At 49.2% G+C, this 14584-nt stretch carries 11 protein-coding genes and 1 pseudogene; 2 read left to right on the forward strand and 10 right to left on the reverse strand.

The genetic code is table 11. The features are described from left to right. Positions 1 to 61: 61 nt before the first annotated feature. Together OGX91_RS17575 and OGX91_RS17580 are read left to right on the forward strand one after the other, a co-directional pair. Entirely contained in the window at positions 62 to 844 is a 783-nt protein-coding gene (locus OGX91_RS17575) for a type IV toxin-antitoxin system AbiEi family antitoxin domain-containing protein (RefSeq protein ID WP_188092844.1), read from the forward strand. Continuing rightward, entirely contained in the window at positions 831 to 1760 is a 930-nt protein-coding gene (locus OGX91_RS17580) for a nucleotidyl transferase AbiEii/AbiGii toxin family protein (protein WP_149692390.1), read from the forward strand. Before OGX91_RS17575 ends, OGX91_RS17580 begins: the two co-directional genes overlap by 14 nt. Positions 1761 to 2248: 488 nt before the next feature. Here OGX91_RS17580 and OGX91_RS17585 read toward each other — a convergent pair whose 3' ends face one another. The 10 genes and pseudogenes from OGX91_RS17585 to OGX91_RS17630 form a co-directional block, all read right to left on the reverse strand. Next, complete coding sequence (locus OGX91_RS17585; protein ID WP_149692391.1) at positions 2249 to 3589, reverse strand: VasL domain-containing protein; 1341 nt, start codon at positions 3587 to 3589, stop codon at positions 2249 to 2251. 1 nt (position 3590) lies between these two features. Continuing rightward, positions 3591 to 4034 (reverse strand): type VI secretion system baseplate subunit TssE, encoded by a 444-nt coding sequence (gene tssE, locus OGX91_RS17590; RefSeq protein ID WP_040229942.1) that lies wholly within the window; start codon positions 4032 to 4034, stop codon positions 3591 to 3593. Further along, complete coding sequence (tssJ, locus tag OGX91_RS17595) at positions 4031 to 4567, reverse strand: type VI secretion system lipoprotein TssJ (protein WP_286627020.1); 537 nt, start codon at positions 4565 to 4567, stop codon at positions 4031 to 4033. The genes tssE and tssJ overlap by 4 nt, the downstream gene beginning before the upstream one ends. Further along, a pseudogene (gene tssG / locus OGX91_RS17600) lies at positions 4542 to 5630 on the reverse strand (type VI secretion system baseplate subunit TssG). Before tssG ends, tssJ begins: the two are co-directional and overlap by 26 nt. Then, on the reverse strand, positions 5591 to 7357 hold the full coding sequence (tssF, locus tag OGX91_RS17605; protein WP_286627023.1) for a type VI secretion system baseplate subunit TssF: 1767 nt from the start codon (positions 7355 to 7357) through the stop codon (positions 5591 to 5593). The pseudogene tssG and the gene tssF overlap by 40 nt, the downstream one beginning before the upstream one ends. A 28-nt stretch (positions 7358 to 7385) precedes the next feature. Next, positions 7386 to 8984: a type VI secretion system protein TssA gene (gene tssA / locus OGX91_RS17610; protein ID WP_286627025.1), complete on the reverse strand. Its 1599-nt coding sequence runs from the start codon at positions 8982 to 8984 to the stop codon at positions 7386 to 7388. Continuing rightward, the gene (locus OGX91_RS17615) at positions 8981 to 12397 is read right to left on the reverse strand and encodes an ImcF-related family protein (RefSeq protein WP_502873373.1); all 3417 of its coding nucleotides are present in this window, start codon (positions 12395 to 12397) and stop codon (positions 8981 to 8983) included. The genes tssA and OGX91_RS17615 overlap by 4 nt, the downstream gene beginning before the upstream one ends. A 4-nt stretch (positions 12398 to 12401) precedes the next feature. Next, positions 12402 to 13553, reverse strand: a complete 1152-nt coding sequence (locus OGX91_RS17620; RefSeq protein WP_149692397.1) for a KPHS_23130 family T6SS system protein — start codon at positions 13551 to 13553, stop codon at positions 12402 to 12404. Between the two features lie 6 nt (positions 13554 to 13559). Then, on the reverse strand, positions 13560 to 13826 hold the full coding sequence (locus OGX91_RS17625) for a PAAR domain-containing protein (protein ID WP_008321243.1): 267 nt from the start codon (positions 13824 to 13826) through the stop codon (positions 13560 to 13562). A gap of 146 nt (positions 13827 to 13972) precedes the next feature. Next, positions 13973 to 14584, reverse strand: a 612-nt coding sequence (locus OGX91_RS17630; protein ID WP_286627030.1) for a putative type VI secretion system effector, incomplete at its 5' end; no start/stop codon positions are given.

Below are 14584 nucleotides of genomic sequence, written 5' to 3' on the forward strand. Positions count from 1 at the left end.
CTGTATTGATGAATCCAGGGTAGTTTAATAATTTTCTAAATTGTCCATCACGAGGCGACATTTGCCAAACTATCTAAACTGGCTGATGCAGAACACCCTACCCGGTCAGGTGTTGCTCCAGTCATGGCTTACCCGCAACGGCATAGATCGTAAGCTCTCTTACCTCTATGTGCAGAATGGCTGGATCAGGCGGATCGCGCACGGCGTATACTGCCGGATGGGCCGCGAGCCAGACTGGATGGACGCGGTTTACTGCCTGCAAACACAGTGGGAAAAACCTGTTCGCGTGGCCGGGCTGACCAGCCTTGCGCTACAGGGACATGCCCACTATACAGAACCGGGCAGGCCGCAGGTCTGGCTGGCGCTCCCGGCTTACGTCAAACTGCCGGGATGGTTAGCCGATTTTGAACAATCCGCGACGTTTGTCACGCTGTATACCTCTGGCCTCACCGTCGATATAACGCCATTCACGATAAAACTGAATATCGGTGATCGGCAGTTAACGGGCAGTGCCCCGGAACTGGCTGCATATGAGATTGCCAACGGCGTTCCTTCGTTGATCTCATTCGAACATGCCGATGCCCTGTTTCAGGGGATGAATCTTCTCAGCCCGCGTAAATTACAAACGCTGCTCTGTGCCAGCCATTCGGTTAAAACCAACCGGGTGATGCTCTATCTTGCCCGACGCAATGCGCATCCTTACTTTCAGTATCTCGATCAACGCGGTATAGAAACAGGCACGGGAAAACGGCAAATCGTTCCCGGTGGGTGGCTGGAGCCGGATTATCAAATCACCGTTCCCCGCACATTTAAACCGGAGGGAGTCGAAGATGGATATGCGTGATAGTTATGCCCGACAGGTCAGGCTATTAATGACTACCCTGCCGCATGTGGCGAAGGAGCCCTGTTTCGCCCTAAAAGGCGGCACAGCAATCAATTTGTTTGTGCAGGATTTCCTTCGCCTGTCGGTGGATATCGATCTGGCGTATAAGACCTTTACAGATCGAGAGACCGATCTGGCGGCTATCAATGACGCACTGATGCGTATTACTGAATCGCTCAACGGCAGACCGGGGATCACAGCTATCCGACAGGAGAATAAAGCAGATGAAAAACGCATCATCGTTAACACCGCCGACGCGCAGATAAAGATTGAGGTAAGTCCGGTCTGGCGCGGGCTACTGTTGCCACCAATAGAAATGCCAGTATGTGAACAGGTGGAAATGGAGTATGGATTTACCACGATGAATGTCGTCTCACTGGCGGATCTTTATGGCGGTAAGATTTGCGCCGCACTCGACCGCCAGCATCCGCGCGATCTGTTTGATGTGCTGAATATGCTGGAGAAGCCGGGACTGACGCGCGAAATCTTTGACGGTTTTCTTTGCTATTTGGCAGGACATCCCCGCCCTATCGCCGAATTGCTGGCTCCGAACTGGGATACAGAGCGGATCGCCACGCTGTACGCCCAGGAATTTTCGGGCATGACGCAGCGGGAAACGTCGCTGGAATCTCTTCTGTCGGTAACGACCTTGCTGCCGCAGGCATTGGAGTCACATCTTACGGAGCGGGATCGCCAGTTTTTGCTCAGTTATAAGAAAAATACCCCTGACTGGTCACTGTATCGCTACCCTGAAATTCAACATCTACCGGCTATTCGCTGGAAGCTGCGTAATCTAGCAGTACTGAATGATAAGAATCCGGCCAAATATGCAGCGGTGGTGAACAAGTTAGAAGGTGTTCTGGGGCAGTACTTTTAGCTCTGGTTCTGAGGGAATGAATTGAGCCATGATGTTTGGTTATCTCAACTGCCACATGGCCACATCTCAAAAACAAATTAAAATATTTATGTAATTCAACAAATAATAATTAACACCGTCAAATATTATCTCAAAAACACCTAATCCAACATATCAACGTAAAGCCCAATGCAGGAGTGACGGCTCAACACCCTGCGGGTGAGGTAGGTATGTTTTTCACGCCGTTATATGTGTACCTCAAGCCGTTATATGTGGACCCGACTCCACACATAACGAAGCCCCCATTCGCAAAATGACGATTTTTCGTGATAACCCTCACAAAAATAAAGCGATTTTTTATGGGGGCCTTCGTGGGGGCGCTGTTTGTGAGAAATACCAGTAAAACCAATAACAAACAGCACCTTAATCGTGGATGTGATTCCGAGTCCGGCACCACTAATTTAAAGAACCCGCCCACAAGGCGGGTTTTTGCTTTTGTTTGATATAATTTACTCCCTCCCCATGGCGCTTTGTTTCAATAGCGCATAACGATTAAGAAGCTGATTAAGCCGCATATCGAGTTGCTGATACAACGCGGGTGATACACTCCCCTGCTGGCTTAATTCCTCATCGATTTGACGCAATAACTCTTCTGTCGGCGGTGTTTGGTCAAGCTGGCGGCGGATAGTGAAAATGGCTGATTTCAGCTCCGATCCCGTCAGATATTTCCCTTTGCGTTCATCGAGTGCATTTAGCTGAGTGGTTAACGCTTCCAGCCCCTGCTGGGCATGATGCCAGTTTTGCAGTGCGCTTTCCGGCAACGCTTCCGTGATTAACTGTTTTTGTAATCCGCTTGAGAATTCCGTCGTCAGCGATTCTTCCGGCCACAGGGTGGCTAACTGCTGCGCTAATGATGCGGCATACTCCCTCGACCATAGAGGTGACAGGTCATGTAAAACGTCCAATTGCCCTTGCGTTGCGGCAATTATTTCCTGTTTCTGCTCCTTCAAATCTGAAGATTGCCTCAACGTGGACAATTGCTCTGGCGACAGCATCTGCGGCAATGGCTTCACCAGTTCATATCCGTCGGCGCGCATATGCATAATACCAAGAAAAGCGCCTGTAGTTACGCACGCAGTCACCATGGCACCGATAGCAAACCCCAGCCACATCCGTCGGGTTCCATGACCGGTTTGAGTAGCAAAAACCGTTGCGCTCGATTGCTCTGGTGACACGGGTTCATTAACCACAAAGACCAACTGTGGCAAAGACGTCTCAACGTTAATGGTCGCACCTGAAGCCGGTATCATCACAGCGCCCGCTCCCGAATCCGCTTCAGCTTTCTCCAGACGCAAAGCAGCATTGTGCATCCAGGTAACAACCGCCTCCAGTTTACTCAGCGCTTTCAACTCAAGCCGTTGCAGCACTTCGCAGACATGTTTTAAACTCTGCTCAACCCGATACACCATTGATAAATCAGCATATGACAGCGTCAGCGTACGCAATTCTTGCTGTAAACGGGCTGACAGCCATGCCAGAATCTCAACGCGGACATGCGTCTGCTGCGGCCATATAGCACTCCAGTGGTGCGTCAATAAGGCTTCCATGAGTTCTGCGCCTTCAGCAAGCCCCATCAGACCCGTATTACGTGTTCTGCCGACGGTATACCAGGCCAGGGTTTGCAGTTCGACGCCGTTATGACGAAACAATGTCAGGCTTAACTGTTCAACTTGGTGCCAGTCAACATCCGGGCGCGCGGGGTGAGTCAGTTTGCTGATTTCATCGCGTAACTGCCCGAACTCCGTAAAAGCACGCGGGTCGCCACCGGTGGTGATGCGAATCTTTTCCATGTCAGTACACTCTCGTCTCAAGCCAGCCCTGCTTTTTAAGATGGCGAATAAGAACCCGCCCCTCAGGGGTAAAGTCAGTGCCATAGCGAACAATGCCAACGTCCTGCAGTTCAGCATCAATTGCATAACGCAAATGCCCCGGCGTTTCCTGCTCCTGCATCGTTACCTGAATACCTTTTAGTCGCGGTTCATACTTCAACAAAACCTGAGAAAGCGTGCTGATAAGCTGATGCGCCGTACCTGGCATCCCCTGGAGGATTTTTGTCATATCCGGCAGACCGTAGTCGGGTAAATGTTTGAGGCTACCGGCACGCGTATTCAAAATGCGCTGCATATTATCCAGGACGGACAAGATGACCTGTGTGTTTTCGCTAACTTCGTGCAAAGGAAAACCACCGGAAAAATTACCCAACAAGATGTCATAAAGAGAAGGCCGTTTAATCATGACTCGTCCTCCTGCATCAGAAGAACCAAAGCCTGAGAATTTAATTCAATCACTCGCGCTTTATCAGAATCGAGATCTTCACGACCTAATACTACACGCCATGAATCCTCAGACTGTTCGGGAGAAATGAACATTCCCGCCACGCCAACATATTGCGCTTCTATTTCAAGTGGAATATCGACAGTTACGCTTTCACCAGGACGTACCCGAATATCTTTCTGAGCCAGTAAATCTGCTTTCACCACCGTGCTGTCTTGCGCAAATAAAGACTGATAATTCGCTGAGTCAAATGCTTTACGATCTTTGAGTTGGTAAATACGTACGACTGTTGAAAGCGCGATGCCCTGCGCATTTTTATTAGCGGCTTCCCTGGCGCAAAGATCCAAATGCAATGTTTTAATTTCCTTATAAAAAATTGACTTCGTTAATGACACAGTGCCTTCAGATACTTTTTGTGTCAGGCCACATCCGGTAATCAGACTGGTCATTGCGGTTATTACGGCAAAATTAATAGCGATAATCGCCAGTCTCATCGGCTTCCCTCCGCTGATCATGTTGACTAAGGCTTTGCCAGAGCCCAAGTTTAATCGTTATGAGTTGATTCTTAATTTCCGGATTATCCAGACGCATTACAGCCGTGCGACCGAGCTGTACTGCGCGTTCGCTTTTATTGCTGGTAAGTTGAGCATCCGGAAGCGCCGAGCGAGGAATACGTAATTGCAGCCTCGCATTCACTCTGGCACCTAAATAAACGTGCATCAGCGCAAGAAAATCATGGTAAAGCTGACCACCGGGCAACCAGTCGCGAACCTCATCGGGAACATCCGTTGTCAGCGTAATTAGCACCTGACTGTTAATATCTACGGCGCTATGCCCCATCACCGGACGAGAATGGAGACTAACGGGTTGCCGCGTACTCATTTTTAACGCCTTATCCAACAGGATTAAGCGTTTATCATGAGGGGTCACGGTGATATTTGTTATTGGCGATAATAAAGAAACCAGCGCGGATATTCCTTCCGCCGTACGCGTTGGCATTCTCATTATTCCTAACAGCGCCAAAAAACGCGATAACGGGGCCTCCGTTTGTGCGGCGCATCCTGGAATCCCCAACCCGGTTAACCCCAGTAAATATTGCGATGTTTCATCTGTACCGCCGGGGCGAAAGGTCGCTGGATAACTGTATTTACGCCAGATTCGATAAAACTGCGTAATTAAGCGGTGATTAAAAATATCAAGAAACTCAGCGGCAACGTCCGAACCTTCCTGACGCTGGGCGATATCATCCTGATAAGTTGTCGGCAGCGGCGATTCCACGCCATACAACCCCATAAAAGTGACACGAACCGTTGGCGGTAGTGTGGGATGCTGTGGATCATATTCTGCACTTTTTAGCTCACCCGCCGGGAACCCCATCCCCGGATGAGGACGAAAACGAATGGCATCGAAGCGCGGACTTTGTTGGCTTCCTGGAGCTGGCGCTTACGGGTTCCCCTGTTCCAACAACTGGCAGAAACGATAAAAATTGGTACGTGGCAGGTTTTCGCCAAGGCTATTTAGCAGCCGGGTAGCCGCTGATTGTGATTCTCTTTCCATCGCAAGCTTTTCCCTGCCGGCTGTATGATTAAAGTAAGCTGATTAAACAAATGAATATCCGCATATAATGCAAAAAAGCGGTTAAGCATTTCTCCAAACAGATGAATATCGCCCTCACCGGTAAATCCGTTCTCATCAAGCGTTATTTCGATGTCCACGCCACGGAGTAAAAATCCTTTTTCAAAGCGCTGTATTTCATGTTGTTGAACATCCATGATCGCATCCAGACGACGATAATTAAGCTCATCATCCTGCCAGTTATAGAGAGACAACGTTCCTTTGAGCACTTCAGCGCTGGCCATCATATTCAGAAAGCTGGATCCCAGGTGGCTCAACACGCGCCAGTGAAAACGATCCTCGGCGGGAGGATAAGCCGGTAGCGTCGGTTTACACAGATTGCGCACGGCAAGCGGCGTCTGGAGGATCTGCTCACAACGATTAAGCAATGAACTCTGCAAAGCTCGTCTGGGTAGCTGACCGTTTGTGCCAGTCACTTTCAATGACACGGTTTCATACTCAGCAAGACGATCCCGCTCCCAGGCATCTCCCCCGAGGATCAGCCAGGTATCATACAATCCCGAGACGCCGCGCCTGACGCGTGTATGGAAGTAACGTTCAGGCGCATTACGGCGCATCATGCCTCCCTTGTGGCGAAAGCTGGTGAATGGGGCATAGGCGGCATTACGCGCCCGCTGCGAACCTGAAACCGCATCCACCGAATAAATTTCCGTGTGACCATCCTGCAATCTGCGCGGACGCAGCAAATATTCGCTTTCAAGCCCATTCACCACCAGCGGATCGGCTTCCAGAGTGAAGAGATTAATAACCGGAACGCAATGAAGGCGGATATTTTCACTCCCCAGAGGAAGCTCAGAATTCCACTGTTGAGTCAGTACCGCTTCAATTTCAAAGCAGTCGATACCCGCAGGAAAGGTTATCTTTTCCAGACCGTTAAGATGGACAAACATAAATTTTTCGCGAAACGTAAAATATTCAAGCAATAATTGCCAGCCGCCAAACGCTGTATCGCCTTTTGGCCATAAACTGTCTTCACTGGCAAATCCACCCGGGGAAAAGTAACCCTCCAGTAGAATACGTTCTACGCTGTTGGGGAATCTCAAATAAAGAGAGGCCAGACGCTTTGTCAAAGCAAGGTGCAGCACGTGGGCCACCGGCGCGTCACCGCTCAGGTAAAGGCTGAGACGCGTCAGATCGGTTTGCGACCAGTCCATCTGTGGATTGCACTTTAATCGCATACGGATGACCGAGCGTCCGTCAGGTTCGGCATCGACATTCACCGCCGTAACAGACAGTGGGCTGAGCGTGACGGGCTGGGTAGTACGATACTGACATACCGTTTTTTTAGGACCGACGGGCTGGGACAATACGCCAAACCCCGCATTAATCCGTTCGCTCATTTTCAGCACATCAGAATCCGGTAAAAGTTCGACAATGCTTAAGGAGGGAATGGTACGTAAATAATGCGGCCACAACAGACTCATCAACCCTTCGGTAAATTCAGGAAGATGATCGTCAATTTTGGCGCGCAATCGCCCCATTGAAAATGCAAAACCTTCGAACAGCCGCTCCACATAGGGATCGGGAATACCGGCTTTGTCCAGATCCAACATGGCAGCACGATCCGGATGCGCCTGCGCAAACTCTTTTGCCGCTTCCCTTAAATAACGCATTTCCGCGTCATAATAACGCAGAGTTAAATCTTCCATTTTACAGTTCGCTTATTTTGTTTTTGCTTTAACCACACAAGACGGCGGCCCTGGCGGGATCAATGGCGACCAAACCGGACAACAGGGAGTCCATCTCTGGCGCCAGACGCGCTTTGTCACTTTCACTGCGGTTGGCTTTTAAACGCAGAAGTTTCAGCCGTCGCGCTTTGACTTCAAACAGCAATTCAGGCTCCCATTGTTTGAGGGTGAGAGAGTGCGCAGTCGTATTCAACTCGCCAAGCAAATGCAGCGCGAGATCGTTGCGCCCACACTGTTCCGTCAGACGGGCCATTAACAGCTGGCGTAACCAACACTGTCGACGTGAAATAATGCCGGGGCGAGTCTGAAGCCAGGCAAGCGCTGCTTCAACGCCTTCGCTATCCGCCAGCGCCAGCGCCTCGTTTTCAAGTAGCAGAATATCGTCGTTCGCCCCTGCGGTAGTCGCAGCGACTTTTTCCGTCTGCCAGTCGCTTTCCTGCAGCACGCCACGGACTATCCACTCGCGGGTGACGTCATCAGCAAAGGGAGTTCCATCGTTAAATGCCAGCGTTTCCAGACCCGGCATCCGATGTAGCAGCATTTTCAAATCGCTGATGATAATGGCGGCATTTTTATCCCATGGCGAACCCGCCCTGCTTAACGCCTGATGAAGATACCACTGCACGTCCAGCCAGAAATGATTCACTCCCTCAACAAATAGGCTGTCGGTTAACTCAATCAGTTCAGTCCAGTTTTGCTGCAAATACAGACGCTTGAGCTGCGCGCGGTAATCACTCTTGGGCGATTCCAGGCGTGTACGTCCGGTGCCATCTGGCGGAGGAAGCTGGCTGACCGTATCGAGCCGCACGCTTTTCATCAAATGATGCGCCGCCAGCCAGCCATCCGGCTGATCGCTTAAGTATTTCGCCAACAACCGTGCCTGCTCCAGCAGCTCCCGGCCAGAGGCAATACTTTTGAGAACGGGAGTTTCTGCGCTGTGCCGGCTGGGTTGAGCACTGATATTTTGCGGTACCAATGCCTGAGCGCCGCCAGACTGCGCCAGCCGATTCTCCAGCGCGCTATACAACGCCCCAAGCCCTGGACGAATGCTCTCCTCTCGCTGACTAAACTGCTGCTCCAGCAACATCAGCGCACCGGCGATCCGTTGCGTGTCAGGTCGTGAAACCTCGGGAAAACGCGCCAGACTATCCAGCATTCGTCCGCCTGCCAGCCATTCAAGGGCGGCCTTATGGCTGTTGGCTCTTAAGGGGTGGAGAGAATCGCCATATTGCTGCATCAGACCAGCCAGCAAAATCAGACCATCCGCCAGGCCGGACTCACCATCCTGATGCAAACGCGCCCATGTGTAGTAGGTGACAACACGGACATCTTTACAGCTATGGGTCAGAATTTTTTCCGCGAGCTCAATGATGAGATCCGTTTGTGCGCCAGAAAGTTTATTCACCTCCTCTCGCATGCGCTGAAAATCATCATCATAGACCGGATCTTCCCCGCCTGGGTTGGCTGCTGAAACTGGCAATAGCCAGTTTTGCCATAGCACAGTCTGCGTTTGCGCTTGTTCCATTAGTTGCCGTTGTTCATCTGGCGAAGCCGCGCTGGCGGCCAGTAGACGTTTCAAAGCGCTCATTCTTCTTCCTCTGAGGAAATCTTGCCGCTAACAACAAAAATTGCTTCTGGTAGTTCAAAGTCGCGGAGTTTAAGTAATGCGAGCGGGCCTTCACCCGCTTCCGTTCGCAGGGTGTAGTTCAGCGGCAATCCATCCTGCGCAGTCCAGCGCAGGTTAAAACCGCTGCTCACGCCAGCGTTGTCGGTTATCTCCGCTTTCTCAAGCAGTCTTATCCACCCCCAGGTACCAGGGTTATCTGAGTAGATTCGGGTTCCCGTATTTGTACTCACCCAGCTTAGGGTTGCCCCTGATGCTGGCGTATCAGCTGGCCAGACAAAGTTTTTCCACGCTGGCATCTGATTAACGTAGGTGAGTTTTTGCCCATCCAGCACGAGGTCAGTCTGCATCACATCCCGCGCCGTTCCAGGACGCAGTTCAAAACGCATCCCGGCTTCGCCACGAATAAATGCGACATCCGCAATTTGGCTGAGCTGGTCTATCGCCTCAAGGAACGCCGGATTAAACACCAGTCCCTGCGCATTCACCGTGTCGGCAACCCAGTGGCTTCCCTGTTTATGCAGCACACCGCTTAAATGGCTTTCGAGAAAATGCGGGATCCGGCCATTATCGCTTCGCAGATATTGCGCCAGCAGCGGCAGAGAAGCCTCGCTACCAACATCGCGAAACGGATAACGTCCACCGAAAGCGCTGTTCCAGTCATTCACAATCAGCGCCTTCCATTGCGCATTCAGGCCCGCTGCGGTTGGCTGCAACACCTGTTGCCATGACTGCTCCAACGGCTGAACAAACATACTTTGACCAAATCCACTCCATGCCTGCCCCAGGCTGGCAGCCACCAGGTTGCCATAGTCACGCGTGGTGGTGAGATCGATGGTTTTGCCCTGAAACACCGTTTGCGCCAGCGCCTGACTCATTCCCTGCGGATCGGCAGCGTTAGTAATCTGCTGGAGTTTCAGTCTGACCTGCGTTACCCGGGTCAGGTAGGTTTGCAGACTCAGGTGACTGATATCCTGGCCAGCCGATTGTTCATCCATCAATGCCAGGATTGGCGAGAAGGTACTCGCCATAGGGCCTTCTTCGCGCGCATGCTGGTCAATGGTTTGCTTTTCTTTAGTGTTAAAGAGATCCTTTGCCGACTTTACCAGCGAGTCCGACAGCGCTTCACCGGTTAACCCTGTGCGTCCCTGAACGGCGAGGGTATTCATTAACGCAACCAGAGGAGACTGACGAATATCGGCAATCAACGTGAGTTGATCGATGGCATCGCTTAGCGTCTGGGTGCGCTTCCAGCGAATACTGTTGAGAAAATCCAGCCAGTTGTCGGCAAAATCCGTGAAGTAACGCTCGCTAAGATGCGCCTTTAACGCCAGTGGAGAGAGAGGGTCGCTTGCTGAATGCGTATCATCTCCCAGTACCTGATCCATTTCTTCCCGGCGGTTATTTACAATTTTTTCTATGGCGGGCAAAACCTCCTCTTCCCAGGCTTTGCGGGTATATACGCCAGCAACCGAACTCTGGGTATAAAATACGTGCTCTGCCCGGGTATCGCCGGTCATGTCTTCCAGACGAAGCTCGGTATAATGCGGAGTCACCTGTTCAATAATTTTCTGATACAAAGCTGCTTCGCCATTGCGGATCCCCATCTGACGAATTAACAGCGTTCGCACCTGGCTAATAAGATTTTTATCCGCTGCTATTTTCCATTCAGGATGCGCCTGAAGGTGTTCTCCCCAGAATTGCCAGAGTCCTGGCCCCACGCCCTGCCATGATGCGCGCGAAATACCCGCGCGATCCGGCCAGTCTTGCATCAGCGCCTGACTAAAAAACGATGACTCCATCTGCTCAGGCCGGGAGAGCATCAGATACATTTTCAGTTGGTTGTAGGCGATCTTTGCCCGAGCGGCAAACTGCGGGCTATCTGGAGCCAGCCGGGTTAAAGTCGTTAATTCCTGAGTGAGATGTTGATCGGCTTCATCACGCAGGAGCGGAATAGCGATACGCGTATAACGCGGCCATAGCGCATCCAGCAGAGCATCATTTTGGCTTAAGCCGAAGCGGTAGTACCACGGCACCCCATTCTGCTGACGCCAGCGAAGCTGACCTGGCGTTTGCTGAAGCGAGGATAGCGCCGTAAGACGCTCGGTGAGCGGTTCATCCGCACCACCTGCCAGTCTCGCCTGGTCCAGACTTTCGCCGATCAGATTGCGGTTCGCCAAAAAAGACACCACCATTCCTGCGCCCCATAGCAGCATCAAACCAGCGGTACCGACGGCCAACACGCGCATCCCTGAACGGCCTGTGCGCTGTGCCCTAAGTTCAGCAGGTAACGCAGGGAGCGAATCAAGCAGCGCACGCCAGCGCTCATCACGCATCCAGGCATGCGCAACGCGCGATGAGGTATTTTCCGCATACTGGCTCAGGATGACCGCCGCCAACGGCAAAGGCCGGTGCGGGCTAAAAAAAGTGGACAACGATTCGCTGATGGCTTCTGCGCCAGGCATCAGCAAATTAGCCATTTTCAGTAAGAAGTTATCGCGGATATTGCACGTAACCTGCTGCGTGCCCTGCTCCGCCATCTGCATTGCCAGCGAGGTCAACTGCGAACGACATAAAGCTGTAGTGCATCCTGCAGGGAACAAACACGTCGCAGAGTGCAGGGTTACGTCATCCAGGACGAATTGAGCGCCATGCAGCGACCAAAGGTATAACGGCACTCGCCAGCGAAGCGTGGTAAAAACAGTCTGAAGATGGCGAGCGGCATTATCTATTTGTTCTGCGGTTAAAGAGACAACAGGTGCAGATTGAGCCAATGCCTGCTGGTGCTGAAAAGTGGGGGTTACCCATATAATTCCATCCAGCGGGCGCCGATGCAATTTGCGTATCGCGTCAAACAGCGTGGCATCTGGCACATCAGTTAGCCCGCCGCCCCAGATTAACACCACGCCATCCCCTTCAACCCAGCGCAGAGAGGTGAGTTTTGGCACTAGTAGCTCAACCTGAATGACATCCCCCATCACCAGCAGGATATGCGTTTTGGCGCGCCAGCGGCGGCCGTAATTATCTTTAAGTGTAGAATGGAAGTTAATGAATATATTACTATCCAATGTGGTGGTTATATTATTCCCAACATTTGTCTTATCAACTGATTTCCATGGCAAAAAAGAATAAACAATTGATTTATATTTTAACAATGGAACATACGATATCAACACTGATTTCAGCGCATTCAACTGCCATAATTTAAAAATATAACATAGTGCTATTAAAACAGTTGTAACGACTATTATCCTTGTTGATTGGGTCCTCACCCCCAAATACTCTCCGTAGTAAAAAAGAACTACATAGCATATCAAACCAACGACAACTAAAATACATAACCGACCAAATAGCAGCAACAAGGTGGACTTCTTCATATATCTATTCCTGATTTCTAATTTTTTTAACCCTCGACAATATAATTCTCCCATCCGATTCCGATAATATTAGATCAACAGCACTCACATTTTGTCCATTTAACAAAGAGAACATTAACATCATCCATATATCAAACTCTCCGTGAATGCCGATATATAACTCTGCATAATATTGCTCAAGGTTGTTATTATGCTCATTAAGAAGAACTGCCACCTTAGCCACATCTTTTTTATCGCTATGTTTGCCTATCAATAAATTGTCAATTATCCCAACCCTGGCTTGATAAAAAATAAGATCGTTAAGGTCTTTGAGCAGTTCATCATCATTCGTAGAGATAGACCTATACAACCTTGCTTTCTCGACAATATTATTCTGATTAACTAACATCGGTGCAGCAAAAAGAAAAGCACACATCCCATCACCCGTTTTATGGTGATTATCTTTGGTATCCGTTGATTTCTCCCCTACAATAATTAACCTGAATCTATCCTCCGTAACGCTTAACCATTCATTAATATTTAATACATAATCGTGCAAAATAAATTCACTATTTTTAATTATATTATCAGAGAGCCCAAGTCGTTTCCAGGCCAATAAAAAAGACTGCCATGCTGAAGTTCCTGACATCTGACCAACAATAAAGTTAATAACTAAACCTTTTCCAGAAGGAATATCAATTAATCTGGCTCTTATAGGAGCTAATAACTCATGGAATAAAGCCGTATAGTCAATCGATTCTGGAAAATGTAATGCCCTGGACCCAATGGCATTGAACTCATTTCCTTCAAGTAAACTGGGTATCTGTGATTCTTCAGGAAAGAGATAGCTGTAATCTACAATACTTATATAACTTGATGCCCATTCAGACCACTCATAATCAATATTAGAACTTTCCGTTGATATCATTTCATTTCTTTCAAGAGATACGCCGACCTGAAATAATCGAAGCCCTATATATATAATGAATACTAAAAAAATACTTAGCGATATTACAAAAGCATAATAAAAACAGTCATTATTATGAGTAATATAATAAAATAAACTAAATAGCAGAACAACAGTTATTAACAATGAGAAAAAAACACCACTATCGCGGCCCCACCTAATAGAACGTACAGGTTGCATTGTCTTTTTATCAGGAATATTCCAACTCATTTTAACTTACCAGATCCCCGTACAGGGAAGTGTTGAAATAACATAGCAACCGCATTGACACATACATTTATGCACAGCTACTGGTTTTCCATCTGAGATCCACTCAGTAGAACCCTGGATTATCTTATTTACGCCATGAAATGGTATTGGGCATATAACAGTATCCCCAAGTAATGCAACACCTAAACCATCGATAATCATCGTTGACGAAACAGAAATTACTTTGCCACCACTACTTAATGGATCATTGAGCCTGACCAAACCTAGAAACATAAATCCTCACTATAAAACAATATAACTATCCAGATGTGATTTTTTGAAAAAACAAAAAATTATCCAGCATATTTATATAATCAGATAATAATATCTCACCTAGTAATAAACATTAACTTTTAAATTAAACCCCATATAAAATTAGTCTAATAGTAAAAAAACCACCATCCTGATTTAAGTAATCGAATAGATCGCCCTTGTTTCTTAAATTCTTTTATTCTTCTGCGTTTTAATCTTCGCAAATCAATATTGGTCACATTATCCCAGCCAGCAACAGTCAATATCTCCTCCGTCAGCTGTTCTTTCGGAAAGGGATGTCGTCGCCAGATCGTCCATATTGCGGGGAGGATATACAGAAAGGTTCCCGTAACCAAAAATATCGTTATCACTTGTCGTAATCCTTCACTAAGGACCCAATCTTCTTTATACAACCCCACTACCAGCAGCAGAATAGCCAGAAGAATAACGATCGAAATGGGGACTTTCATCGCGTCTATTCGCGCCCGTCGTATTCCCTGGTAGCACCACGGTGGCATGGTCAGCGAACGCGCATGCGGCCGGACAAGGGCATATACCAGATACTCCTCTCCCACCGGCGCGGCAATCAGTTCCACTTCCTCACCTTCCCGGCAATAGGGTGCGCCCAGCCACCCTGAAAAGGGCCGGCCATTGATTTCGCCCGTGACGTACCACGCCGCAGCTGGAACCCTGTCTTCATTGCTCGCCACCATGCCCTGTGCCGTTGCCGCTGACCCCGT

Origin of the sequence: Citrobacter sp. Cpa228, from assembly GCF_030333085.1 — a bacterium.
In the GTDB taxonomy this organism is placed as follows: domain Bacteria; phylum Pseudomonadota; class Gammaproteobacteria; order Enterobacterales; family Enterobacteriaceae; genus Citrobacter; species Citrobacter pasteurii.

What these genes read in the sequence shown, in the direction of transcription:
- OGX91_RS17615 (WP_502873373.1), bottom strand. Translation starts at nt 12,397, where the DNA reads ATGAAGAAGTCCACCTTGTTGCTGCTATTTGGTCGGTTATGTATTTTA.
- OGX91_RS17580 (WP_149692390.1), top strand. Translation starts at nt 831, where the DNA reads ATGGATATGCGTGATAGTTATGCCCGACAGGTCAGGCTATTAATGACT.
- tssA (WP_286627025.1), bottom strand. Translation starts at nt 8,984, where the DNA reads ATGAGCGCTTTGAAACGTCTACTGGCCGCCAGCGCGGCTTCGCCAGAT.
- OGX91_RS17625 (WP_008321243.1), bottom strand. Translation starts at nt 13,826, where the DNA reads ATGTTTCTAGGTTTGGTCAGGCTCAATGATCCATTAAGTAGTGGTGGC.
- tssF (WP_286627023.1), bottom strand. Translation starts at nt 7,357, where the DNA reads ATGGAAGATTTAACTCTGCGTTATTATGACGCGGAAATGCGTTATTTA.
- tssJ (WP_286627020.1), bottom strand. Translation starts at nt 4,567, where the DNA reads ATGAGACTGGCGATTATCGCTATTAATTTTGCCGTAATAACCGCAATG.
- tssE (WP_040229942.1), bottom strand. Translation starts at nt 4,034, where the DNA reads ATGATTAAACGGCCTTCTCTTTATGACATCTTGTTGGGTAATTTTTCC.
- OGX91_RS17585 (WP_149692391.1), bottom strand. Translation starts at nt 3,589, where the DNA reads ATGGAAAAGATTCGCATCACCACCGGTGGCGACCCGCGTGCTTTTACG.
- OGX91_RS17620 (WP_149692397.1), bottom strand. Translation starts at nt 13,553, where the DNA reads ATGAGTTGGAATATTCCTGATAAAAAGACAATGCAACCTGTACGTTCT.